At 63.1% G+C, this 21730-nt stretch carries 21 protein-coding genes, 1 tRNA gene and 2 pseudogenes; 9 read left to right on the top strand and 15 right to left on the bottom strand.

Annotated elements, in window-relative coordinates; translation table 11 throughout:
* Nucleotides 1–136 precede the first annotated feature (136 nt).
* Entirely contained in the window at nt 137–985 is an 849-nt protein-coding gene (locus tag CI41S_RS06510) for an MBL fold metallo-hydrolase (RefSeq protein WP_139857891.1), read from the bottom strand.
* Nucleotides 986–1105: 120 nt separating this feature from the next.
* Here CI41S_RS06510 and CI41S_RS06505 point away from each other — a divergent pair, with 120 nt between their 5' ends.
* Nucleotides 1106–1519, top strand: a complete 414-nt coding sequence (locus CI41S_RS06505) for a DUF3775 domain-containing protein (RefSeq protein WP_139857890.1) — start codon at nt 1106–1108, stop codon at nt 1517–1519.
* A 413-nt stretch (nt 1520–1932) separates the two neighbouring features.
* On the opposite strand, the gene CI41S_RS06500 is transcribed toward CI41S_RS06505, so the two are convergent.
* The 5 genes from CI41S_RS06500 to CI41S_RS06485 form a co-directional block, all read right to left on the bottom strand.
* Complete coding sequence (locus tag CI41S_RS06500) at nt 1933–2922, bottom strand: NADPH:quinone reductase (protein ID WP_139857889.1); 990 nt, start codon at nt 2920–2922, stop codon at nt 1933–1935.
* Complete coding sequence (locus CI41S_RS06495) at nt 2919–3701, bottom strand: SDR family oxidoreductase (RefSeq protein WP_139857888.1); 783 nt, start codon at nt 3699–3701, stop codon at nt 2919–2921. The genes CI41S_RS06500 and CI41S_RS06495 overlap by 4 nt, the downstream gene beginning before the upstream one ends.
* Before the next feature lie 298 nt (nt 3702–3999).
* Nucleotides 4000–4515: a CvpA family protein gene (locus CI41S_RS06490; RefSeq protein WP_139857887.1), complete on the bottom strand. Its 516-nt coding sequence runs from the start codon at nt 4513–4515 to the stop codon at nt 4000–4002.
* A 29-nt stretch (nt 4516–4544) separates the two neighbouring features.
* Nucleotides 4545–4676, bottom strand: a complete 132-nt coding sequence (locus CI41S_RS44930; protein WP_283813063.1) for a hypothetical protein — start codon at nt 4674–4676, stop codon at nt 4545–4547.
* A 49-nt stretch (nt 4677–4725) separates the two neighbouring features.
* Nucleotides 4726–6333 carry a GMC family oxidoreductase gene (locus CI41S_RS06485; protein WP_139857886.1) on the bottom strand — a complete coding sequence of 536 codons (1608 nt, stop codon included), beginning with the start codon at nt 6331–6333 and terminating at the stop codon, nt 4726–4728.
* Between the two features lie 332 nt (nt 6334–6665).
* Between CI41S_RS06485 and CI41S_RS06480 the strand changes: the two genes are divergently transcribed.
* Nucleotides 6666–6742, top strand: a tRNA-Met gene (locus CI41S_RS06480).
* 98 nt (nt 6743–6840) lie between these two features.
* Here the strand turns inward: CI41S_RS06480 and CI41S_RS06475 are convergent.
* From CI41S_RS06475 to CI41S_RS06455, 5 genes and pseudogenes are all read right to left on the bottom strand, one after another.
* Nucleotides 6841–7027 (bottom strand): annotated as a pseudogene (locus CI41S_RS06475) (glutamate synthase-related protein); the annotation flags it as partial.
* Nucleotides 7028–7129: 102 nt separating this feature from the next.
* The gene (locus CI41S_RS06470) at nt 7130–8008 is read right to left on the bottom strand and encodes an ABC transporter permease (protein WP_139857885.1); all 879 of its coding nucleotides are present in this window, start codon (nt 8006–8008) and stop codon (nt 7130–7132) included.
* 1 nt (nt 8009) lies between these two features.
* Nucleotides 8010–8891, bottom strand: coding sequence for an ABC transporter permease (locus CI41S_RS06465; RefSeq protein WP_244626418.1), 882 nt, complete (start codon nt 8889–8891; stop codon nt 8010–8012).
* 72 nt (nt 8892–8963) lie between these two features.
* The gene (locus CI41S_RS06460) at nt 8964–10256 is read right to left on the bottom strand and encodes an ABC transporter substrate-binding protein (RefSeq protein ID WP_139486697.1); all 1293 of its coding nucleotides are present in this window, start codon (nt 10254–10256) and stop codon (nt 8964–8966) included.
* 18 nt (nt 10257–10274) lie between these two features.
* Nucleotides 10275–11309 carry an ABC transporter ATP-binding protein gene (locus CI41S_RS06455; RefSeq protein ID WP_139857883.1) on the bottom strand — a complete coding sequence of 345 codons (1035 nt, stop codon included), beginning with the start codon at nt 11307–11309 and terminating at the stop codon, nt 10275–10277.
* A gap of 299 nt (nt 11310–11608) precedes the next feature.
* On the opposite strand from CI41S_RS06455, the pseudogene atzD reads away from it, so the two are divergent.
* Nucleotides 11609–12745: pseudogene (atzD, locus tag CI41S_RS06450) on the top strand (cyanuric acid amidohydrolase).
* Between the two features lie 69 nt (nt 12746–12814).
* On the opposite strand, the gene upp (CI41S_RS06445) reads toward atzD, so the two are convergent.
* Nucleotides 12815–13450, bottom strand: coding sequence for a uracil phosphoribosyltransferase (gene upp, locus CI41S_RS06445; RefSeq protein ID WP_139486695.1), 636 nt, complete (start codon nt 13448–13450; stop codon nt 12815–12817).
* 265 nt (nt 13451–13715) lie between these two features.
* Between upp (CI41S_RS06445) and CI41S_RS06440 the strand changes: the two genes are divergently transcribed.
* From CI41S_RS06440 to upp (CI41S_RS06430), 3 genes are read left to right on the top strand one after another with little or no spacing between them, the layout of a single operon-like run.
* The gene (locus CI41S_RS06440; RefSeq protein ID WP_139857882.1) at nt 13716–14963 is read left to right on the top strand and encodes a GTP cyclohydrolase II; all 1248 of its coding nucleotides are present in this window, start codon (nt 13716–13718) and stop codon (nt 14961–14963) included.
* 8 nt (nt 14964–14971) lie between these two features.
* Complete coding sequence (locus tag CI41S_RS06435) at nt 14972–16216, top strand: URC4/urg3 family protein (RefSeq protein WP_430650000.1); 1245 nt, start codon at nt 14972–14974, stop codon at nt 16214–16216.
* Between the two features lie 14 nt (nt 16217–16230).
* Nucleotides 16231–16860, top strand: coding sequence for a uracil phosphoribosyltransferase (gene upp, locus CI41S_RS06430; RefSeq protein WP_139857881.1), 630 nt, complete (start codon nt 16231–16233; stop codon nt 16858–16860).
* A gap of 34 nt (nt 16861–16894) precedes the next feature.
* Here the strand turns inward: upp (CI41S_RS06430) and CI41S_RS06425 are convergent, their stop codons facing one another.
* Both CI41S_RS06425 and CI41S_RS06420 read right to left on the bottom strand, forming a co-directional pair.
* Nucleotides 16895–17392: a deoxycytidylate deaminase gene (locus tag CI41S_RS06425; RefSeq protein WP_229173885.1), complete on the bottom strand. Its 498-nt coding sequence runs from the start codon at nt 17390–17392 to the stop codon at nt 16895–16897.
* Nucleotides 17393–17527: 135 nt separating this feature from the next.
* A complete protein-coding gene (locus CI41S_RS06420; protein ID WP_139857880.1) occupies nt 17528–18442 on the bottom strand; it encodes a LysR family transcriptional regulator in 915 nt (304 codons plus the stop codon).
* A 150-nt stretch (nt 18443–18592) separates the two neighbouring features.
* On the opposite strand from CI41S_RS06420, the gene CI41S_RS06415 reads away from it, so the two are divergent.
* Genes CI41S_RS06415 through CI41S_RS06405 form a run of 3 tightly spaced genes read left to right on the top strand, consistent with a single transcriptional unit; the run spans nt 18593 to nt 20931 of the window.
* Complete coding sequence (locus tag CI41S_RS06415; RefSeq protein ID WP_283813066.1) at nt 18593–19591, top strand: N-carbamoyl-D-amino-acid hydrolase; 999 nt, start codon at nt 18593–18595, stop codon at nt 19589–19591.
* Between the two features lie 49 nt (nt 19592–19640).
* Complete coding sequence (locus CI41S_RS06410) at nt 19641–19946, top strand: amidohydrolase family protein (protein WP_244626417.1); 306 nt, start codon at nt 19641–19643, stop codon at nt 19944–19946.
* A 52-nt stretch (nt 19947–19998) separates the two neighbouring features.
* Complete coding sequence (locus CI41S_RS06405) at nt 19999–20931, top strand: N-carbamoyl-D-amino-acid hydrolase (RefSeq protein WP_139857878.1); 933 nt, start codon at nt 19999–20001, stop codon at nt 20929–20931.
* Between the two features lie 49 nt (nt 20932–20980).
* On the opposite strand, the gene CI41S_RS06400 is transcribed toward CI41S_RS06405, so the two are convergent.
* Complete coding sequence (locus tag CI41S_RS06400) at nt 20981–21643, bottom strand: aspartate/glutamate racemase family protein (RefSeq protein WP_172627931.1); 663 nt, start codon at nt 21641–21643, stop codon at nt 20981–20983.
* Between the last annotated feature and the right edge of the window lie 87 nt (nt 21644–21730).

Here is a 21730-nt window from a genome sequence, read left to right as displayed (position 1 = left end):
CGACTGAGGCAAAAGCATGCCCTGATCGATCACGCCTCTTGACAATCACACCCTCATACAAGCCCGCATGAGCGCAGCGATATGCGGGACCTCCGCCCCCGGATGTCGCTCCGCTCATCCGGGCTACATTTCTCGATCAGGGCAGCGCGACGAACCGGAATGCGTCGCCATCGCGCTTGATGTGGCCGGCGCCGAAATGTCCGCCGATCACCAGCGTCGGCGTGTCGGCGAAGCGCGAGAACAGCGCGCGCCGGGTGGCGGCCGATTGCTTCGGATCGCTGTCCACCGTCGCCGACCAGTCGAGATGGTACATCTGGCAGGGATGATGGGCGGCATCGCCGGTCAGCAGCGCTTGCTCGCCGCCCGACCTGATATGGACGCTCATGTGCCCCGGGCTGTGGCCGGGCGTCGGGATCAGCGTGATCTCCTCGGTCAGCCTGATGTCATCAGGCACCAGCTCGGCCTTACCGGCATCCGCGATCGGCTGCACCGAGTCGGCGAACACGGCGGCATGCGCGGGATCGTCAGAGTGATCGCGCCAGTAATCGAATTCGGTCTTGCCGAACACATAGCGCGCATTGGCGAAGGTCGGCAGCCATTTGCCCTCGACCAGCCTGGTGTTCCAGCCGACATGGTCGACATGCAGATGCGTGCACAGCACGGTGTCGATGCTGTCGGGGGCAAAGCCCGCCGCGGTCAACCGCTCCAGGAACGGCTCCTTGCGGTCGTTCCAGGTCGGCACGTTGCGGCCCTGCTTGTCGTTGCCGAGCCCGGTGTCGACGATGATGCGATGCTCCGGCGTTTCCACCAGCAGCGAATGGATCGACATCTTCAGCCGGCCCTCGTCAGTGGCGAAATGCGGGATCAGCCAGGGCAGCGCGAGGGTCTCTTCCCGCCCGGCGAGCGGCAGGATGAAGCGGGTGCTGCCGACCGTCTCGACCTCGACGATTTTGGTGATCCTGACCTTGCCCACGGTCCAGCGCATGCGGCGTGTCCTCGGTTTCTTGTTGCTCTGTTGCTGGACCATGCGGGTTTCTGCGCGCGAGCGCAATGGATCAAGTCGGCGCCTCCCGCGTTACCGCGTCGTTGGCAGAAGGAGTGTGCAATGCCGGAACTCACGATCTCCGCTGAAAAGGTCGGCTTCTTGATCGAGAAGGCGCGAGAATTCGACGTCAAGGAGGGGCTGGTCGATCCCGATTCCGGCTCGAACGGCGCCGATGACGACATGATCGACGTGCTGGAGGACGATGGCAGGGATCCGGTGGCGCGCGAGATCACCGGTTTCATTGACGCGCTCAGCGAGGACGAGCAGGTCGATCTCGTTGCGCTGATGAGGCTCGGCCGCGGCGACGGCACCATCGAGGAATGGGCTGATCTCCGCCGCGAGGCCGCGCGCGGCCGCACCGGCCGCGTCGCCAGCTATCTGTTGGGCGAGCCGATGCTCGGCGATCTCCTCGCCGAAGGGCTCGACGAATTCGGGCTGCAGCCGGGCGACGAGCGCACCACGCCGATCCAGTAGACGAGCGTGAGCCGCTGCCGCTTCACCTCTCCCCGTCCTTTACGGGGAGAGGTCGGATCGCATGCAGCGTAGCGGAATGCGATCCGGGTGAGGGGCAAGGCATGCTGCTCAACACATCGCGGAGTGCTCGCCGGATGGAAGCCCCTCACCCCAACCCTCTCCCCGCAAGGGCGGGGAGAGGGAGAGGAAAGACCTTTTGACCTCTCCCCGTCCTTTACGGCGAGAGGTCGGATCGCGTCAGCGATCCGGGTGAGGGGCAGGGCACGCTGTTCAACAATCGCGAATTGCTCGCCGGATGGAAGCCCCTCACCCCAACCCTCTCCCCGCATCCGCCTTCGCCCGAAGGCGGGCTTCGGCGGACAAGAGAACGGGGAGAGGGTTGAAGAAAGGAAGAGCGGGGAGAGGGCGAGCGATCACCGCGCGCAGTCGACGATCACCGTGCCCATCTTGTCACCCTTCTCGACGGCCAGATGGGCCTCGGCAGTCTCGGCCAGCGCGAACTGCCCGGCGATGTTGTGCACGCGGGTGCCCGCCGCCAGCCATTTGCTGATATCGGCCTGCGCCGCGGCGAGCAGCGGCGGCGGCAGCGCGAACAGCACCAGCGAACGCAGCGTGATGCACTTCTCCATCAATTCGCGCATCGGCACGACAGGCGCGCGGTTGCCGTTGGTGGCGTAGACCGCAATCGTCGAGTTCATCGCCATCAGCTTCAGTGTGGTCGCGATGTTGCCGCCGAAATCGACGTCGACCACGCGGTCGACGCCGCGGTTCCCGGTGAAGTCCATCACCTTGGCGACAACGTCCTCGGTCCGATAGTTGACCACCATGTCGGCGCCGGCCAGCCGCGCCTCGACGTCCTTGACCTGCGAGCTCACCGTCGCGATGGCGCGCGCGCCGCCCCATTTCGCCAGTTGCACCGCGTAGTGGCCGACAGCGCCGGCACCGCCGGTGACGAGCACGGTCTGTCCGGCGACTGGACCATCCGCGAACAGCGCGCACCACGCCGTCATGCAGGGAATGCCGAGCGTGGCGCCGGCGGCGAACGACACCTCGTCCGGCAGCGGCGTCACCAGATCATCGGCGAGCGCGATATATTCGGCCGCAGTGCCGAAGGCGCGGCCGTTGCGCTGGCCGTTGAACAGCCAGACCCGATCGCCGACGGCAAAGCGCGTCACGCCGTCGCCGAGCTGATCGATGATCCCGGCGCCGTCGCTGTTCGGAATCACGCGCGGAAATTCCATCGCGCGATAGTTGCCGCTGCGGCGGCCGATATCGGCTGGATTGACGCCGGACGCTTCGAGGCGGATGCGGACCTCGCCCGGCCCCGCCTCGGGCGTCGGCATCTCGCCGACGGTGAGCACCGTCGGCGCCGCGCCGGTTCGTTCGTACCAGACTGCCCTCACAGCGTTCCCGGGAACGCGCCGCCATCGAGCAGGATGTTCTGCCCGGTGATGAAGCCCGCCTTGGCGCCGCACAGGAATGCGCAGGCGTAGCCGAACTCGTCCGGATGGCCGAAGCGGCCGGCCGGGTTCAGCTTGGCGCGCTCCGCCATCACCTGCTCGACCGGAATGCCGCGCTTTTCCGCTTCCGCCTTGCCGGTGCCGAGCAGACGGTCAGTTTCGAACGGGCCCGGCAGCAGGCCGTTGATGGTGACGTTGTTGATCACGGTCTTGCGCGACAGGCCGGCGACGAAGCCGGTGAGGCCGGCGCGGGCGCCGTTGGACAGGCCCAAAATCTCGATCGGCGCCTTCACCGCGGCCGAGGTGATGTTGACGATGCGGCCGAACTTGCGCGCCATCATGCCGTCGACGGTGGCCTTGATCAGTTCGATCGGCGTCAGCATGTTGGCGTCGATCGCCTTGATCCAGTCGTCGCGGGTCCAGTTGCGGAAATCGCCGGGCGGCGGACCGCCGGCATTGTTGATCAGGATGTCCGGATCGGGGCAGGCCTTCAGCACCGCTTCGCGTCCGGCCGGCGTCGTGATGTCGCCGACGATCTCGGTGACGGTGACGGACGGATGCGCCTTGCGGATCTCGTCGGCGGTTTTCTTCAGCGCCTCGGCGCCGCGCGCGGTCAGCGTCACATGCACACCCGCATCGGCGAGCGCGATGGCGCAGGCGCGGCCCAGTCCCTTGCTCGATGCGCAGACGATGGCCCGGCGGCCTTTGATTCCAAGATCCACGGTTCACTCCCTGAGATGTCGGGTGGTTTCTGACGTTCGATTGTCGCATTGTAGCCAAGCGCGGCGCCGCCGATAAGGGACGTGCAATGCATAAGTGCATGCCGGGCAGGAACAGCCGGGGCAGGGGCCGCGATTTCGGAATTTTGGAAAATAACGCTGACTTGCCCGACGTGTCAAGGCGCCTCGCCGGGCCGGCAGCCGCCGGGCTACTTTGCATGGGGTTGTTTTTCGGCGTTTGACGACGCGCCCCTGCGAGGGGGAGTTCCGCCGCCCGCAATGATGCCGGCGAGGCTCTGCGCTAGATGTGCCGCTCGCGCCGCAGCCGCTCGATCGCCATGGTGGCCTCCGGCGGCAATGACCGGATGCCGCTTTGCCCGACCGCCGAGAACAGCGGCCGCAATTGCGATCCGTTGAGGAACTGCGGCTGATTGGCCAGCGGCACCAGCTGATCGAACACCAGCACGAGGGTGGTTACGACCAGCCCGACCCTGACAGCGCCGAGCAGCGCGCCGCCGAGCCGGTCGCCGATCCCGATCTCCGAGCCGATGGTGTCGTTGAGCATGGTCCGCGCCATTTTGCCGAGCACGACGCCGATCACCAGAAACAGGCCGAACAGCAACACGCCGTTTTGCGGAAACGGCGACGACGGCAGGCTCGCCACATGCGGCCCCGCCATCGACATCACGGCAACCGCCAGCGGCATTGCGACGAGATAGGCCAGGATCGTCACCGCGCTGCGCAACAGGCCGGTGTTGAAGCCGGTCGCGACCGCAAACAGCAATCCGAGGTAAACGACAGCGTCGAAGCTATTCATGGAGGGAATTCCGAGGAACCGTGTCCGGCCTAGTCGATGCCGGTAAAGAAATCATCCTCATTGAACAACCGATGCTCGTCATTGCGAGCCAACGGGTCGCGCGAACGCGCGCCCGATGACAGGCTCCGCGAAGCAATCCATGCCTCCGCTTGCGGCGCCATGGATTGCTTCGTCGCTTCGCTCCTCGCAATGACGACGTGGCGGGAGCGCTTACCCCGCCCGCGTCTCGGCCTTGATCATATCCGCGGCCTTCTCGCCGATCATGATGGTCGGCGCATTGGTGTTGCCGCCGATCAGGGTCGGCATGATCGAGGCGTCGACCACGCGCAGCGCCTCCAGCCCATGCACGCGCAGTTTCGGATCGACCACTGCGAGCGGATCGCTCACCCCCATCCTGCAGGTGCCGACCGGATGATAGACGGTGTCGACCCGCTCGCGCAGGATGTTGCGGATATCGTCGTCGGTGCGCACGTGTGACGTGAACACGTCCTTCTTCTGTAGCGCCCGCAGCGCGGGCGTCTCCATCAGCCGCCGCGTGATCTTGTAGCCCGCGACCATCGCCTCCAGATCGTCATCCTCGCCGAGGAAGTTTGGATCGATCAGCGGCGCCTGCATCGCATCATTGCTCGCGAGCGCGACGGTGCCGCGGCTCTTCGGCCGCAGCAGGCAGACATGGCAGGAGAAGCCGGTGCCGCCATGGCGCTTGCGGCCGTGGTCGTCGACCATCGCCATGCCGAAATGCAGCTGGATGTCGGGGATGTCGAGATCGGGCCGCGTCTTCAGGAAGCCGCCGCATTCGGCGAAGTTCGAGGTGAGGGGACCGCGGCGCTCGCGCCGATATTGCAGGATGGCGCGGACGAGCCGCGGCGTGCCCTTCAGCGAGATGCCGGCGAAGTTCGGGTTGTCGGACATGTAGCCGAAGATGAAGTCCGGATGATCCTGCAGATTCTGGCCGACGCCGGGCAGATGGTGCACGCCAGCGATGCCGTGCTTGCCGAGATCGGCCGCATTGCCGACGCCCGAGAGCATCAGCAGTTGCGGCGACTGGAAGGCGCCGGCGGCGAGGATCACCTCGCGCCGCGCGCGGATCTGCTTCAGCTCCTTGCCCTGGCGATATTCGACGCCGACGGCGCGCTTGCCTTCGAACAGGATCCGCGTCGCGTGCGCGGCGGTCTCGACGCAGAGATTGTCGCGCAGCTTCATATGCGGATGCACATAGGCGCGCGCCGCGCTCCAGCGCTCGCCGTTGCGCTGCGTCACCTGGTAGATGCCGAGGCCCTCATGGTCCTCGGCGTTGAAATCCTCGCGGATGCGGAACTGCGCTTCCTGCGCGGCCTGCAGAAAGGTCTGCTGGATCGGATTGCCGGAGCGCAGTTTGTTGACGGCGAGCGGACCGCCCTTGCCGTGATACTCGCTGTCGAAATCGGAATTGTCCTCGGCGCGTTTGAAATAGGGCAGCACGTCGGTGAACGCCCAGCCGGTGTTGCCGAGCGCGGCCCAGTGGTCGTAATCGGCGCGATGGCCGCGGATATAGACCATGGCGTTGATCGCCGAGGAGCCGCCGAGCCCCTTGCCGCGCGGCTGATAGCCGATGCGGCCATTGAGCCCCTTCTGCGGCACGGTGTTGAAGGCCCAGTTGTTGACGGTGCCGGCGACCATCAGCACCAGCGCGCCCGGCGTGGTGACGACCCAGTTGTCGTTCTTGCCGCCGGCGTCGAGCAGCGCCACCGAGGTCGCCGCATCCTCCGACAAGCGCCCCGCCACCGCGCAGCCGCCCGAGCCCGCGCCCACCACCACGAAATCGAATGTGTCAGTCACGTTTCCCCCTGCCGCCCCGGAACATCATCGAATGACGTTTCCTTGACGGATTTGTTGGGGCGGCAAGCTCCGCTTTTGCACAGCTTCTGGCAAGGGCCGGTTCCCGGGGCCGATTTTGTCAGGAAAATCGGTGGTTTCGGCGTCACAAAATCCTCAAAAACCCGCTCGCGGGGCTTTCCAAACCCCCCTCACGTTGATACATACGCCCCGCACCCGACGGCTTCGGCCCGGGTCGCCTTCTCAGGAAGCCCTCCGGACGGATCGATCGGCGCCGTTAGACGCGTTGGCCGACCGCCTCAGGCTCCCCTTCTGCAAGGCATGCAACGGTTTAACGCGGGGTGGAGCAGCCCGGTAGCTCGTCAGGCTCATAACCTGAAGGTCATAGGTTCAAATCCTATCCCCGCAACCAACTCAAATTGCGAAACCCCAGCCCCGGCCCCAGTGGCTGGGGTCAACGGCGACGGTACCGATCGCAACCGCGTCGGCGCCAGGCGCACGTGCCTTGGCGACGTCGGCGCCGGATTTCACCACCAGTGCTGTGCCGTAGTAAGGGCGGCTGGCGCCGACCTTTACGTAGATCGGGCTTTCGCCAGTTCGTAATCTCCCGGATTTCTTCGATCTTGATCTCCAGATCATCCGGCCCTGTCCAGTCCGGATGCCGTGAGGCGACGGGTTCGGATATCTTCTGGCCTAGCTACGTGCCGCCGCCTAGATCAAGGTCAAGCCTCATGTCTCGCGATTGAGGCGACGGTTGCGGCCGCAGTGCTGGTCTGACCTTCTCCCGAAGAGCTCGGCTCTACACCATCCCCTTTCCCGCGTCCGAGCCGTGACGTCTTTGCCGGGCCTGAAGCACAAGAATGACGATCAGCGCCAGGAAAATCACGAGAAAGGAAACCGCACTCGTCAGCGTTCCAAGCGCATAGATGTCCGGCTTTGTGACGGTGGTCGTCAGGCCCTGCAAATCAAGGGGCAGTGTGTTGACGGAGCCGATGGTCTGGCTCGAGCGTGCGAGCTCATCCCAGGACAAGGTAAATCCAAACAGGCCGATACCGACGACCGACGGCAATATGATCGGCAGCACGACGTGCCGAAATGTCTGCCACGGCGTTGCGCCGAGGTCGCGTGCAGCCTCTTCGAGACGGCTGTCGAACCGGTTGAAGATCGCAAACATGATCAGAAGGCCGAAAGGCAAGGTCCAGGTCAGATGCGCGCCCAGGCCGGACGTAAACAGCCCCATAGCCGTCGTCCAATCTCCAACCCCGCTCTTGATGATGAAATCGTCAAGCAGGCGGAATTCAAGCGCGATGCCGAGCGAGGTGATGATCGACGGCATGATCAGGCTTGCGATGGCAACATAGAACAGCAAGGTCGCGCCGCGGAACGATCTGCGGAAGGCCATGCCAGCTGCCACGGAGAGAACGACCGTAAGCGCCATGACGACGAGGCCGAGCTGGAGCGATCGCTTGAAGGATGCCCCGATGTCGACGATGCCCGAACCGGAGAACACCTTGCCGAACCACACGAGGGACACGCCATTCATGGGAAAGGTCAGGCCACCATCGGGGCCCTGAAACGACAAGATGTAGATCGCGAACATCGGTCCATAGAGGAACAGGACGTAGGCGGTGAAAAATGCTGCGAGCAGATAAAAGGATCGCGGTCGCTTCTCGCCCATTTCATAATTCCTTGCGAACGTCGACGATCCGGGTCAGCGCCGAAATGATTAGGATCGTGATGCCGAGCAGGATAACCGCATTGGCCGCGGCCGCCGGGAATTGCAGCGCGTTCAGGCGGGTCTCGATGATCTTGCCTGCAGACGCAATCTGCTGGCCGCCCATCACGCCTATCGTGACAAAATCACCCATCACGATCGTGATCACGAAGATCGAGCCGATCACGATTCCGGGTTTTGCCAGCGGAATAACGATGTTCACCAGGGTCTGCCACCCGGTCGCGCCGGCATCATAGGCGGCTTCGATCAACCGCTTGTCGATGCGGATCATCGAGTTGAAGATCGGCACCACCATGAAGAATGTGAAGAGGTGCACGAGGGCAAGCACGACGGAAAACTCCGAGAACAGCAGCCACTCCAGCGGCTGGTGGATCAATCCTGCGCCCTCGAGGCCCCTGTTGACCAAACCGTTCCGGCCGAGAAGCGGAATCCAGGCAATCATGCGGATGACGTTCGATGTCCAGAACGGGATGGTGCAAAGCAGGGTGAGGACAATCTGCCAGGTTTTCGACCGGACATGGAACGCAAGAAAATAGGCGACGGTAAACCCGATCAGAAGAGTCAGGACCCAGGTCAGCAGACATAGTTTCAGAGTCTTCAGGTAGGTCTTCAGGATGGTGCAGAGATTGGGCAGATCGGCAATGCATCCCTCGAACGTATCGCTGTAGCCACGCAGGCTGAACGCCGGAATCATCTCATATTCATTGTAGTCCCACGCGCTGACGACAATCACGAACAGCAACGGCAACAGAAAGAACAGCGCGAAAACGAGCATCATCGGTGTGGCCTGAAGCCACGGAACGAAGGTCTTGCGGTCTTGCATCATTGAACGGCCGATTGCAGTGATGGCGGGGGAGGACTTGCCGTGCGCTTCGGCCGGCAAGTCCTCTGGATTGCATCAAGCAGCAATGAATTCATTCCACTTGCGCACCATGTAGTCGTTCTCGTCCATCACAGCGTTCCAGCAGGCGACGGCGCCCATGCGGTCATCGTAGGATCCGCCGTCGCGCGTGGCGCCGGCCTTCTCGAGGATCGTGCCGTCGGGCGCTTTGATGTCGCCGACGGCGGCCTTGCCTTCCATCCAGTAGCCCCACTCGTCCGCCGTCATGTTGGCCTTGGCGGTGGACAGCACGGCGGAATAATAGCCCTGACGATTGAGATAGGCGCCTGCCCAGCCCGACAGGTACCAGTTCACGAATTCATAGGCCCAGTCGAGCTTTGGTCCCGAGACCGCCTTCGATACGCAGAACCCTGACGCCCAGGAGCGATAGCCCTCCTTGAGCGGCTGGAACGTGCAGGCGATTCCCATCGAGCGCACCTTGGTGACCGCGGGCGACCACATCGACTGGATGACGGTTTCGCCCGATGCCATCAGGTTGACGGATTCGTTGAAATCCTTCCAGAATGCGCGGAACTGGCCGGCCTTCTTGGCTTCCGTCATGATCTTCATGGTGAGATCAATCTCGGCCTTCGTCATGTTGCCCTTGTCGGCATATTTGTGCTGACCGCTGGCTTCGACCACCATCGCGGCATCCATGATTCCGATCGACGGAATGTTGAGAATCGAGGCCTTGCCCTTGAACTCGGGATTGAGCAGTTCGGTCCACGATGAAATCGGCCGCTTGATCAGATCGGGCCGGATGCCGAGCGTGTCGGCGTTGTAGACCGTCGGAATCAGCGTCACGAATTCGGTTGGCGTCTTTGAGAACGTCTTGGAGTTCGCTCCATCGAGATAGAGCACCTTCCATGGCGCAGTGCCCTGGTCACCGATCTTCTTGCCGTTCGGCAATTGACCCTTGGTGAACACCGGCGTGATGTTGTCGAATTCCTTGATCTTCTTGGCGTCGAGGGCAAAGATGTTGCCCGACGGCACAAGCTTCTTCAGCGAGAAATACTCCGTATCCAGTACATCGAACGAGTTCGGCTGGGTGATCACGCGTTTGGTCACGTCGTCGGTGGTTGCCGTGATGTACTCGATCTTGATCCCGGTATCTGCCAGACATTTTTTCGAGATCTCGTCACCTTCGTTCACGGCTGTTCCGAGATAGCGCAGCACTTTCGCATCGGCGGAACGGACATAGGGAAATCCGGTAATCGCGCCCGAGCCTGCCGCGAGGCCGACGGCTCCGGCCGCGCCCTTCAGCACGGCGCGACGGCTGACGCGACTATTCGATTTCGAAGATTTGCTCATGTTGATCTCCCTCTGATATCACGCCGCCTTTTCAGGCGAGCGCGCGGTTACTGAACTGGTGGTCGTGAGGAGGTGCGCATGCGTCGGGTCCCATGTGGCGAGAACGCGCTCTCCCACGGCGTAGTTGGCTGCATCGAACTGGGTTTCCGTGATCTGGGCCGAGATCTCGGATCCATCCTCGATGGCGACGACGACGCGGACATAGGTTCCCTGGTATTCGACCTCGCTGATGGTGCCTGCAATCGATGGACCGCCGATCGCTTCGTTCGGCCGTTTCAGCATCAGCCGGTCAACCCGAACGGCGAAGGTCTCGGGGCCCACGGCAATGACGTTGTGGCCGCCAATGAATCTCGCCGTGAACTCGGTCCGCGGGCGGTTGAAGATGTCTCGCGGCGAGCCCTGCTGCTCGATCCGGCCGCCATTCATCAGAACCACGATATCGGCGAGCGCCATCGCCTCGTCCTGGCCATGCGTCACATGGATGAAGGTCAGCCCGAGCTCGCGCTGCAGCTTCTTCAATTCCGCCCGCATCCGCAGCCGCAGGAACGGATCGAGCGCCGAGAGCGGCTCGTCCAGCAGCAGAATCTGGGGCGAGGTGATCAGCGCGCGCGCGAGCGCGACGCGCTGCTGCTGGCCTCCGGAAAGCTGGGCCGGCAGCCTCGCTGCATAGGGCTGCATATCGACGAGCTCCAGCAACTTGTTGGCTTCGGCATGGCGTGCAGCCTTGGCGACGCCTTTCATTTTCAAGGCGAACGCCACGTTATCGATGACGGAGAGATGCGGGAACAGCGCGTAAGACTGGAACATCATCGCCGTGCTTCGATCGGCGGGGGGCAGGTTAGTCACATTCTTCGGACCGACCAGGATGTCGCCCGAAGTCGCCGATTCATGGCCGGCCACCATGCGCAGCGTGGATGTCTTGCCGCAACCAGACGGCCCGAGCAGGCAACAATAGGAGCCGGCGGGAATCTTCAGGTTGATGGCGTCAACGGCGGTGACGCTGCCGTACATCTTCGTCAATTGCACCAGTTCGAGCGCCGCCGTCGTCGTCATCCCGTACCATTCCGCATCGTTGACCGAGGATCCCGGGCGACCTTGTGGCCCAGGACGTCATCCGCAATTGGATGCAACAGATGTGCCAAAAATTGCGACAGCTGAGACAAAAAGTGGGCAATCCCGCGGTTCGACGAGGTCGACTGCGCCGTTCCGGGCAAAATGGCAGTTCGGTTGTCCCCGTTGCCAGCTTGCTCAGCCTTACCGCTGAACGGAAGTAATCAGGCCGTGTTAGAAAGCCTCTCATCGCCAGGGCGATCTGATGCAATCAAAGTCTGTCCGCGCCCGGAGGGGAGAACATGCGCACAAAATCGGTCAATGTCGTTCGCATTTCCACCAAAGGGCCCGGTGATGTCTCCGGTCTGCTGAGCCTGATCCAGCAAGGCAAAATCGATCCAAGATCGATCGTCGCGATATTGGGCAAGACCGAGGGTAATGGTGGCGTCAACGATTTCACGCGAGAATATGCCGTTTCAGCGCTCAGTGCTGCCCTGGCTCCCTATCTCGATCTGCTACCACAGCGCGTTGAGCAACGGATCGCGTTCGTGATGTCGGGTGGTACCGAGGGTGTGCTCAGTCCGCATATCACCGTCTTCACGCGTGACGATGTCGCCAATCGCGGGTCCGAAGACATTTCCGGGAAGCGTCTTAGCATCGGGATGGCACACACCCGGGATTTTCTGCCCGAGGAGATCGGGCGCGGTGTGCAGATCACGGAGACGGCAAGGGCGGTGGCCGCCGCCACGGCCCAAGCTGCGATAGCCGATCCGCAGGACGTTCATTTTGTGCAGATCAAGTGTCCGCTTCTGACAAGCGATCGCATCGAGGCAGCGATGGCGCGGGGCAATGAGGCCGTGACCAACAGCGCATACGGCTCGATGGCGTAGTCGCGTGGCGCATCGGCATTGGGCGTAGCCGTCGCGCTTGGCGAGATTGAAGGCACGATCGAGGACAAAGACGTTCTTCGGCGGTTCGATCTGTTCTCGTCGGTTGCGTCCACGTCGGCAGGCATCGAGCTCATGCATAATGTGGTCATTGTGCTCGGCAACTCGGCGTCGTCAGCGGCGCCATTCACGATCGGACACGCCGTGATGCGCGACGCAATCGATGCCGCGGCTGTGATCGATGCCTTGAAGAGCGTGGGACTGCACGGCGAACGGGGCTCCAAGACGCCGACGGCAGCCCGCGAGTTCGTCAACATCTTCGCCAAGGCGGAAGCCTCACCAAGCGGGAGCATCCGCGGATTTCGTCACATCATGCTCGAAGACACCGACATCAGCTCGACCCGGCACGCCCGCGCTGCCGTCGGCGGATTGATCGGGGGCTTGTCGGGGACCGGCGCCGTCTATGTTTCCGGCGGAGCTGAACATCAGGGGCCGTCGGGCGGCGGGCCCGTCGCCGTGATCGCCCGGCTGCTGGACGATCGATCCGACTGAGGATTCTCTTGCCGCTACGGTGATCAACTTCGCCCTATCGTCGCTTCAGCACGAAAGCGATGCCCACGCTTACCTGGTGCCGAACATTCTGTCTCCGGCATCACCCAGGCCCGGCACGATATAGCCGTGATCATTCAGTCTCTCGTCGATAGCAGCAGTCCAGATCGGGACGTCGGGACACTCATCCTGAAATCGGGCAATCCCCTCGGGGGCCGCGAGCAGGCAAACGAACCTGATATCCCGGGCACCTCGCGATTTGAGCAGGCTGACCGCGGCGCAGGCTGAATTTCCTGTCGCCAGCATTGGGTCCAGCAGGATCACGATGCGTTCCAAGACATCCTGCGGCGCCTTGAAGAAGTACTCCACGGCTTGAAGCGTTTCCGGATCCCGGTAAAGCCCGATATGCGCAACGCGCGCCGACGGAACGAGTGCCAGCATTCCGTCGAGGAAGCCGACACCCGCCCGCAAGATCGGAGCGAGCGTCAGCTTCTTGCCGGCGATTTTCGGCGCCTTCATTGCCGCGACCGGCGTCTCGATGTCGACCATCTCCAGAGGCAGGTCGCGGGTGACCTCGTAGCAGAGCAGCATCCCGATCTCGTTCAGCAGCTCGCGAAACCCCTTGGTGGAGCGATCCTTGTCGCGCATCAGCGAGAGCTTGTGCTGGACCAGGGGATGGTTGACGAGGTTCACGCTTTGCTTGGTCATGAGATCGCCTCTTCCGGGGTAGCACGTGGGATGTTGCAAGGAGCGTGCCCCATGCTGCGACCGCCACTTCGTTCAGCGGCGAGCAAATAGGGGGCGGGCAGGGCTGCACGGGTCATGATCGCGTCGTAAACCCTACGGTTAATGCCCCATGACCGTTCGAAACGGCCGTTGTGTTCGGCCGCAATTCGGCCATACTGAAGAATCCTTCGATTGCCGGCAATCGGGCTGGTCCGCCCGGCCGTCCGTCGACATCTCGTGGTGCGTGATGACTCGTTCTAATCGAACTGATCATATTCGGATTACGTCGCATCCGGCGCCGGGTGCGAAGGTCGAATTCCCGATTCATTGGGGAGCGGCGACGGCACGTGAACGCGGGCCGGTGATCGGGACGGTTTCGCGCCCCCAGCAGCGCAATGTCATCGGCACCCATAGCGGCTCCTATTCGATCTATCGCGCGCTGGCGGTCTCGTCGGGCGCGCTCGATCCGATCCGGCGGCCGGACCTGACCAACACGCAACCTGCCGCCACGATCGGGCCATTCCCGGAATGGACGGATCCGAACCGGATCGTCTCGCTCGATCCGTGGGGACACCTGGCTGCAGAGGCGTTCTCGAAAGAGATCGCCGAGGGCGTCGATATCCGTCCGAGCATCGCGATCACCCGCGCCCGCCTCGATTTGCCCGAATTGCAGGCCGCGATATCGGCCGGACGGCTCAAGCGCGACGGCGTTGTCGTTCACGAGGGGGGAAGCGTCTCCGTCGTCAAGATCGCGATCGACCCGGTCTGGTATCTCCCGGGAATTGCGGCGCGCTTCGCCACGACGGAAAACAATCTGCGCCGACAGCTGTTCGAGCAGACGGCCGGCATGTTTCCGGAACTGGTGACACGGCCCGACCTCCATGTGTTTCTGCCGCCGATCGGCGGCACCACGGCCTATCTGTTCGGCGATGTCGCCAAACTGCCGGACCATCGCACCAGCATCACCTGCCGCGTGCATGACGAGTGCAACGGCTCCGACGTGTTCGGCTCGGACATCTGCACATGCCGCCCATACCTGCTGCACGGCATCGAGGAGTGCGTGCGCGCCGGGCAGACCGGCGGGCTCGGCATCATCATCTACAACCGCAAGGAAGGCCGCGCCCTCGGCGAGGTCACCAAATTCCTGGTTTACAACGCGCGCAAGCGGCAGGAGGGCGGCGATGCCGCCGCGCAGTATTTTGAGCGCACCGAATGCGTCGCAGGCGTACAGGATGCCCGATTCCAGCAGCTGATGCCGGATGTCGTGCACTGGCTCGGACTGAAACGCATCGACCGCTTCGTCTCCATGAGCGACATGAAGTATGACGCGCTGGTGAGTCAGGGCATCGACATCGTCGAACGCGTACCGCTCCCCGACGATCTGGTGCCGGCGGACGCCCAGGTCGAAATCGTTGCGAAGAAGGCTGCCGGCTACTACTCGCCGGAGGAACCCACCCAGCGCGACTTCGTCGGCCGGTCGCTCGATAAATATTGAGCGCGGCCATGTCCTCCGTGATGTCCGAGACGGCGGCGGCCTTGTCATTGCTCAATGCCGCGGCGGTGCGGGAGCGCGCGCACCGGCTGCTTGCCATCGGCCTTGAAGACCAACTGCCGAACTTCAGCGTCCACCTCGACCGCATGGATGCGACGGCCGAACTGGTGGTGCAGACCACGCGAGCGGCGTATCCCTCGCTGGCGGTGCCGTTTCATTCGCGCTGGCGGCATTTCTCCATCAATGGCGTCGATCGCTGGGCGGCCCTGGCCATCCAGGTCGAATGGCCGGATCGCGCGGCACGGGCTCGTGCCGAATTCGATCTGGCGATGGTCAGCGTGTTTCTGGACGCCGGTGCCGGGCCGTCATGGCGGTACTGCGACCCGGTGACCGGATCGGCCATTGGCCGTTCGGAGGGATTGGGACTGGCCAGCCTTGCGATGTTCGCCGCGGGCGCGTTCTCGTCGGATCCGCGACAGCCGCTTCGAGCCGATGCCGACGCGGTGGCGAATTTATCCGTGACAGACCTCGCGAGCGGCATGCAGGTGTCCGATGCCAATCCGCTGGTCGGCATCGACGGCCGGGTGAATTTATTGCGCAGCCTCGGCCGGCTGGTGGCCTCCAATCCGGCAGTCTTCGGACGCTTCGATACGCCGCGGCCCGGCGGGCTGTTCGACCACCTGGCATCGCTGGCCGACGATCGCAAGCTTCCGGCCGCCACGATATTGTCGGAACTGCTCAGGGAGCTCGGGCCGATCTGGCCGTCGCGGCTGACGCTCGGCGGTATCGCACTCGGCGATTGCTGGAAGCATCCGATGCTGACGACCGGGGATGCGACCAGCCACCTGATGCCGTTGCACAAGCTCTCGCAATGGCTGGCCTACTCGCTGATCGAGCCGCTGCAGAATGCCGGCATTGCCGTGACCGACATCGACGGGCTGACCGGCCTTGCCGAGTATCGCAACGGCGGTCTCTTTGTCGACAATGGCGTGCTGACATTCCGCGACGAGGCTGCTGCGCTCCGGGAGCATGACGTCGCTTCACCGCTTGTCGTGGAGTGGCGGGGGCTGACGGTGGCGTTGCTCGACTGCACCGCGGACAATGTGCGCCGGCGCCTTGGGCTCGACGCAGCCGCTCTGCCGTTGGCGAAAATTCTCGAAGGAGGAACTTGGGCCGCGGGCCGACGGCTGGCGCGCGAACGCCGCGCCGACGCGTCGCCTCCGGTCAAGATCATTAGCGACGGCACGGTATTTTAGGGCGGAGAATCGGCATGGAAGGCGTCACGATCGTTAGCCATCCGCTGGTGCAGCACAAGCTGACACTGTTGCGCAAGAAGGACACCTCGACCAAGTCGTTTCGCGAACTCCTGAAGGAGATCGGGATGCTGCTATGTTACGAGGTGACCCGCGATCTGCCGCTGGCCGATGTCGATATCGAGACACCGCTGGCCCAAATGAAATCGCCGGAGATCTCGGGCAAAAAGCTCGTGTTTGCGCCGGTGCTGCGTGCCGGCGTGACTTTTGCGGAAGGCATGCTCGACCTCGTCCCGACTGCGCGTGTCGCCCATATCGGCCTTTATCGCGAACCCGAAACGTTCGTGGCCGTGGAGTATTTCTTCAAAGCCCCGAGCGATCTGCACGAGAGATTGGTGATCGTGATTTCCCCGGTGCTGGCGACGGCCAATTTGTCTGTCGCGGCGGTGGATCGGCTCAAGGAGCGCGGTGCCAACGACGTCCGGCTCGTCAGTCTGATCGCCGCTCCCGAAGGGGTCGAGCGCATGCGCGGCATCCACCCGGATGTTCCGATCTGGCTCGCGGCGATCGACGAAGGGTTGGACGAAAACGCCTTCATCCTGCCGGGTCTTGGCGATGCCGGTGACCGTGCCTACGGTACGCGATAGTCGAGTCTGGCGGCGCGATCGGAAGGCTGTGCGATCAATCGTCTTCTTCGGATACATCCGGAAGCTCTGCGAGCCTTGGTATGAACCGTACCACGACGTTTGCTTCCTTCAGCATCGTGGCGGCGATCGCAAAATCCTGAGCCCAATTCGAATTGGGTTGGTCAGGTTCATAACCAACCACCTCCGATATGCCCGATTGAATAATCGCCTTCGTGCATTCCACGCAGGGAAACCAGGGCACGTAGATCGTGCAGCCCTTGAGCGCTATCCCAATGCGTGCCGCATTGAAAATAGCATTCTGCTCGGCATGGCAGCTCCAGATGTATTTTGCGCCCGTGATGCGGGAGTGTCGCTCGTCCACCGCATCGTTGACCCCGCGAGGCAAGCCGTTATACCCAGTCGAGCGTATTTCGTTGTCGGGTCCGACCACGACGGCGCCCACGCGGCGTCCCTTTTCAATGCTCCAACACGCCAGATGATGCGCCAGAAGCATGAACCGCTCATCCCATTTTCTATCTCGCAATTCGTCCAACCTCGTTATCGTGTACCCAGCATCAAATAGGTGCGAAAAGCAGTCAATAGCCGGATTTCCAGGGCGCCTTCAAGCGAAGTGGCGGCCGCTTCGCTTGAAGAAAATGCGTCAAACAAAGCGCAGGAGCCTCCGGCATCATGCCGAACTTGCGTACGGGCTGGTCGGACCGAGAACACGGCTTGCCTTTCGCACTTCGTCCAGGAACGCCTTGGCCAGGCGCGACAGAGGTTCTGCCTCCGACCAAAGCATGTGGGCTACGGCCGGTGTTCTGGGCGTGAAGGGCCTGACAACGAGGTCGTGGCTGCCGCCCTGGCGCGGCGAGAATGGATCGACGACGGCAGCGCCGACGCCGGCGGCCGCGAGCACACAGGCCGTGTTGCAGTATCGCACCTCCACCGTCGGCTGAAACGGCGCACCGGCCCGGGCAAAGCTCTCGCGTACCGCTTCGCCCAGTCGCGTTCCGCGCTCCAGCCCGATGAAGGGCAGGCCGACAAGGTCGGGGGCGGATATGACGGGATGTTCAGCCAGTGGATGCTTCGGCGGCAGGACACAGACCATTTCGCCGGTGTGGACCACCTCATGCGCGATGCCGGGATGATGCGACAGGCCGAGCACGAAGCCCAGTTCGGCGACCCGGCTCGTCACGCCTTCGATGATTCCTTCATAGCGACGTACGTCAAAGAAGACCCGCGTCTGCCGCCGCTGTTGCAGGAAATCCGAAAGCGCGGGAGGAATGATGCTATAGGCCAAGGGGGGCGTCGCCACGATCGACAACAGCCCCGAACGACTTTCCCGCAAATCGCGCACGCGGTTTTCAAGCTTGGCGTGAAGCGCAAAGATCGCTTCGCTTTCCTTGTAAAGCGCCATCGCCTCTGATGTCGGGAATAGCCGGTTGTTGACACGTTCGAACAGGGCAAAGCCGGCCTGTGCTTCCATTGCCTTGAGCGCATTGCTGATCGCCGGTTGAGACAGCGCCAGTTCGTCCGCCGCCGCGACCGTGGTCCGGTGCCGGATGACCGCTCGCAAAATCTCCAACTGGCGAAGGTTCATATAACTGCCGGTTATTGTCTTGCCCGAAATATCATAGCACGGGTGATTGCAATTAGCAGGCCGTTTTCACGTAATGGGCGGCGCGGCGGAATGCTGATGGAGCGGAGCATCGCCTCGTGCATTGGCAATCCGCACAGTTTGGAGGCAATATTGGTCCGCATACTTCGCGCCGCTGCCGCCCAGATGGGGCCGACGCAAAAGGCGGATTCGCGAGAGCATACGCTTGGCCGGATGCTGGAGCTTCTGGAGACGGCCGCCGCGCGCGGCGCCAGCCTGGTCGTGTTTCCTGAACTCGCCTTCACGACGTTTTTCCCGCGATGGTACCTCGAAGGCGATGCGCTGGATCAGTATTTCGAGCGAAGCATGCCCAATCCGGCCGTGCAGCGCCTGTTCGACCGCGCCCGCGCGCTCCGCGTCGGATTTTATATCGGCTACGCCGAACAGGCTGCCGACCGCCAACGCTACAACTGCTCGATACTGGTCGATCGCGACGGCGCGATCCTCGGCCGCTATCGCAAGGTGCACCTCCCGGGTTCGGTCGAGCCGCGTGCCGGCGCACGCTTCCAGCAGCTCGAAAAGCGCTATTTCTCGTATGGCGACCTGGGATTTCCCGCCTTTCGCGCAGGACCGGATTGGTGTCACGCGATCATGGGCATGATGATCTGCAACGATCGCCGCTGGCCCGAATCCTGGCGCGTCCTTGGCTTGCAGGGGGTTGAACTGGTTTGCGTCGGCTACAATTCGGCAGCCTATGACCCCAATGGCGGCGTCACGGAAGATGCCGCGCTGCGCACCTTCCATTCAATGCTGGTGACGCAGGCCAACGCCTACATGAACGCGACCTGGGCGATCGCCGTCGCCAAGGCGGGCGACGAGGACGGCTCCGGACTGATCGGCGGCTCCTGCATCGTCGATCCGAACGGCCGCATCGTCGCCGAAGCGGCGACGTTGGGAGATGAGGTCGTCGTCGCCGACCTTGATCTCGACCTCTGCCGGCAGGGCAAGGACAAGATGTTCAACTTTGCCGCCCATCGGCGGCCCGAGCAGTACGCCCTCATCACCGAGCGTGCCGGTGTTGTCGAGCCGGCCGGGCTCGATGCGGTGGCGACGAATCTTCGGAACCAGGAGGCCGAGCGCCGATCCCGATGAGTAGCTCCGTCAGTGCCGACGTGGCGAATGCGCCCGTCTGATCGAAGTGGTGACCGCAACCGCCGCTGCGCTGATCAGGCGGCCGAACCTCGGAGCGATCGCGCCGGGGGCAACCGCCGACCTCACCGTGGTCGACCTGACGCATCCGCATCTGCAGCCGCTGTTCGATCCGCGTCGCGGCCTGATCGCGTTGGCGAACCGCGCCAATATCGACCAGGTCGTCGTTGATGGGCGCGTACTGATCGATGCGGGCCGCTATGTTGCCGGCGACGAGGTGACAATCATTTCGGCCGGAACCGCGGCGGTCGGCAAGATCCGGGATCTGCCGGAAGCGCAGGCGGCCTTCGATGGATGACGGTTCGACGATGCTCCAACGCAACACCAGGTAAGGTAATCAGGAAAAACTCATGCGTGTCATCAATGTTGCCGCTGCCCAGATGGGACCGATCCAGAAGGCAGACAGCCGCGAGGCGGTCGTCGGGCGCATGATCGCGCTGATGGATCAAGCCAAGGCTCGGGGCGCCGATCTGATCGTCTATCCGGAGCTGGCGCTCACCACGTTCTTTCCGCGCTGGTACATGACGGACCAATCCGAGGTCGACCGCTGGTTTGAGCGCGAGATGCCCAATGCGGCGACCAGGCTGCTGTTCGAGCGCGCGGCAAAGCACCAGATCGCGATGAACTTCGGCTACGCCGAGTTGACGCCGGACGGCCACCATTTCAACACCAGCATCCTGACCGACAAATCCGCCCGCATCGTCGGCAAGTACCGCAAGGTTCATCTGCCCGGTCATTCGGAATTCGAGACCGAACGCGCATTCCAGCATCTTGAGAAACGCTACTTCGAACCGGGGGATCTTGGCTTCAATGTCTGGCGTGCGCTTGGCGGCATCCTTGGCATGGCGATCTGCAACGACCGGCGCTGGCCGGAGACCTATCGCGTGATGGGCCTGCAAGGCGTCGAGATGGTGATGATTGGCTACAACACGCCCTCGGTGAACGCCGAGAAGAGCGAGGAGGGGCCGGCGAAGCGGTTGTTCCACAACCGGCTCTCGGTGCAGGCCGGTGCCTACCAGAACTCGACATGGGTCGTGTGCGTCGCCAAGGCCGGCGTCGAGGATGGTCATCCCTTGATCGGCGGCACCCTGATCGTCAATCCCGACGGCGAGATTGTGGCCGAAGCCGGCACCGAAGAGGACGAATTGCTGGTTCACCCCTGCGATCTGGACGCCACCGCTTTCGGCAAGGACACGATCTTCAACTTCGCGCAGCATCGTCGCATCGAGCATTACGGCCTGATCACCAGCCGTACTGGCGCACAACCGCCTTCGGAAAACTGATGTCCGAAACCCGGACGCCGTGGCTCGCACGTGTCAAGAACGATCGGAATCAGTGATGGGCGAACTGCACCGTGCCCAACGCCATCGTCACGGCGGCCTGTGTCGGATCGATCACGGGAATCCCGAGGGCCTGTTCCAGCGCTTGGCGGTGGCGCGCCATGCCGGCGCAGCCCATCACGATGGCGCCGGCGCCATCTTCGTCCTTCAGAGCGCGACCGACCTCGATCATCCTCGCCAGCGTTCCTTCACCCGATGCGGTCTCCGCCACGCTCATGTTGAGCGGTCGTTCCCCGGAGAGGCGATCCATCAGGCCCATCTGCCGGAGATAGCGCATGTGACGGCGGATCGAGCGCTGCGCGATCGCGATGACGCCGAACGAATCGGCGCGCGCCAGCGCCGTCAGCACGCCGCACTCGGCGATGCCGAAGACGGGCCGGTCGGTTGCTTCACGGCAGACATGCAGACCAGGATCGCTGTAGCAGGCAATGACGAAGGCCGCCGAGCTGTTGTCGCTCTCCACCAGCCGGCGCAGCGGCATCGTGACACTGTCGGCATCGGCCTGGCTCTCGATTCCGTAAGGACCTTCCGCCAGCGTCGTGCAGATGATTTCGGGTCCGCCCTCAAAGCCAAGCGGCCTCAAGGCGTCCTCGAGGCCCTGGGTGACGCGTTGGTTGGAATTGGGATTGATCACGAGGATGCGTGGCCGGGACATCGTGGTTTCCTGCGGGATGATGCTTCGCGCGGCAATGTGAGGCAGCGCTCTGGCGAGATTACAGCAGAGGCAATCAACGTGCCATCA

It is taken from the genome of Bradyrhizobium ivorense (assembly GCF_900696085.1).
Taxonomy (GTDB): Bacteria; Pseudomonadota; Alphaproteobacteria; order Rhizobiales; family Xanthobacteraceae; genus Bradyrhizobium; species Bradyrhizobium ivorense.
The sequence above is the reverse complement of the archived record's forward strand: the minus strand, read 5'-3'. Positions and strand labels throughout refer to the sequence as shown.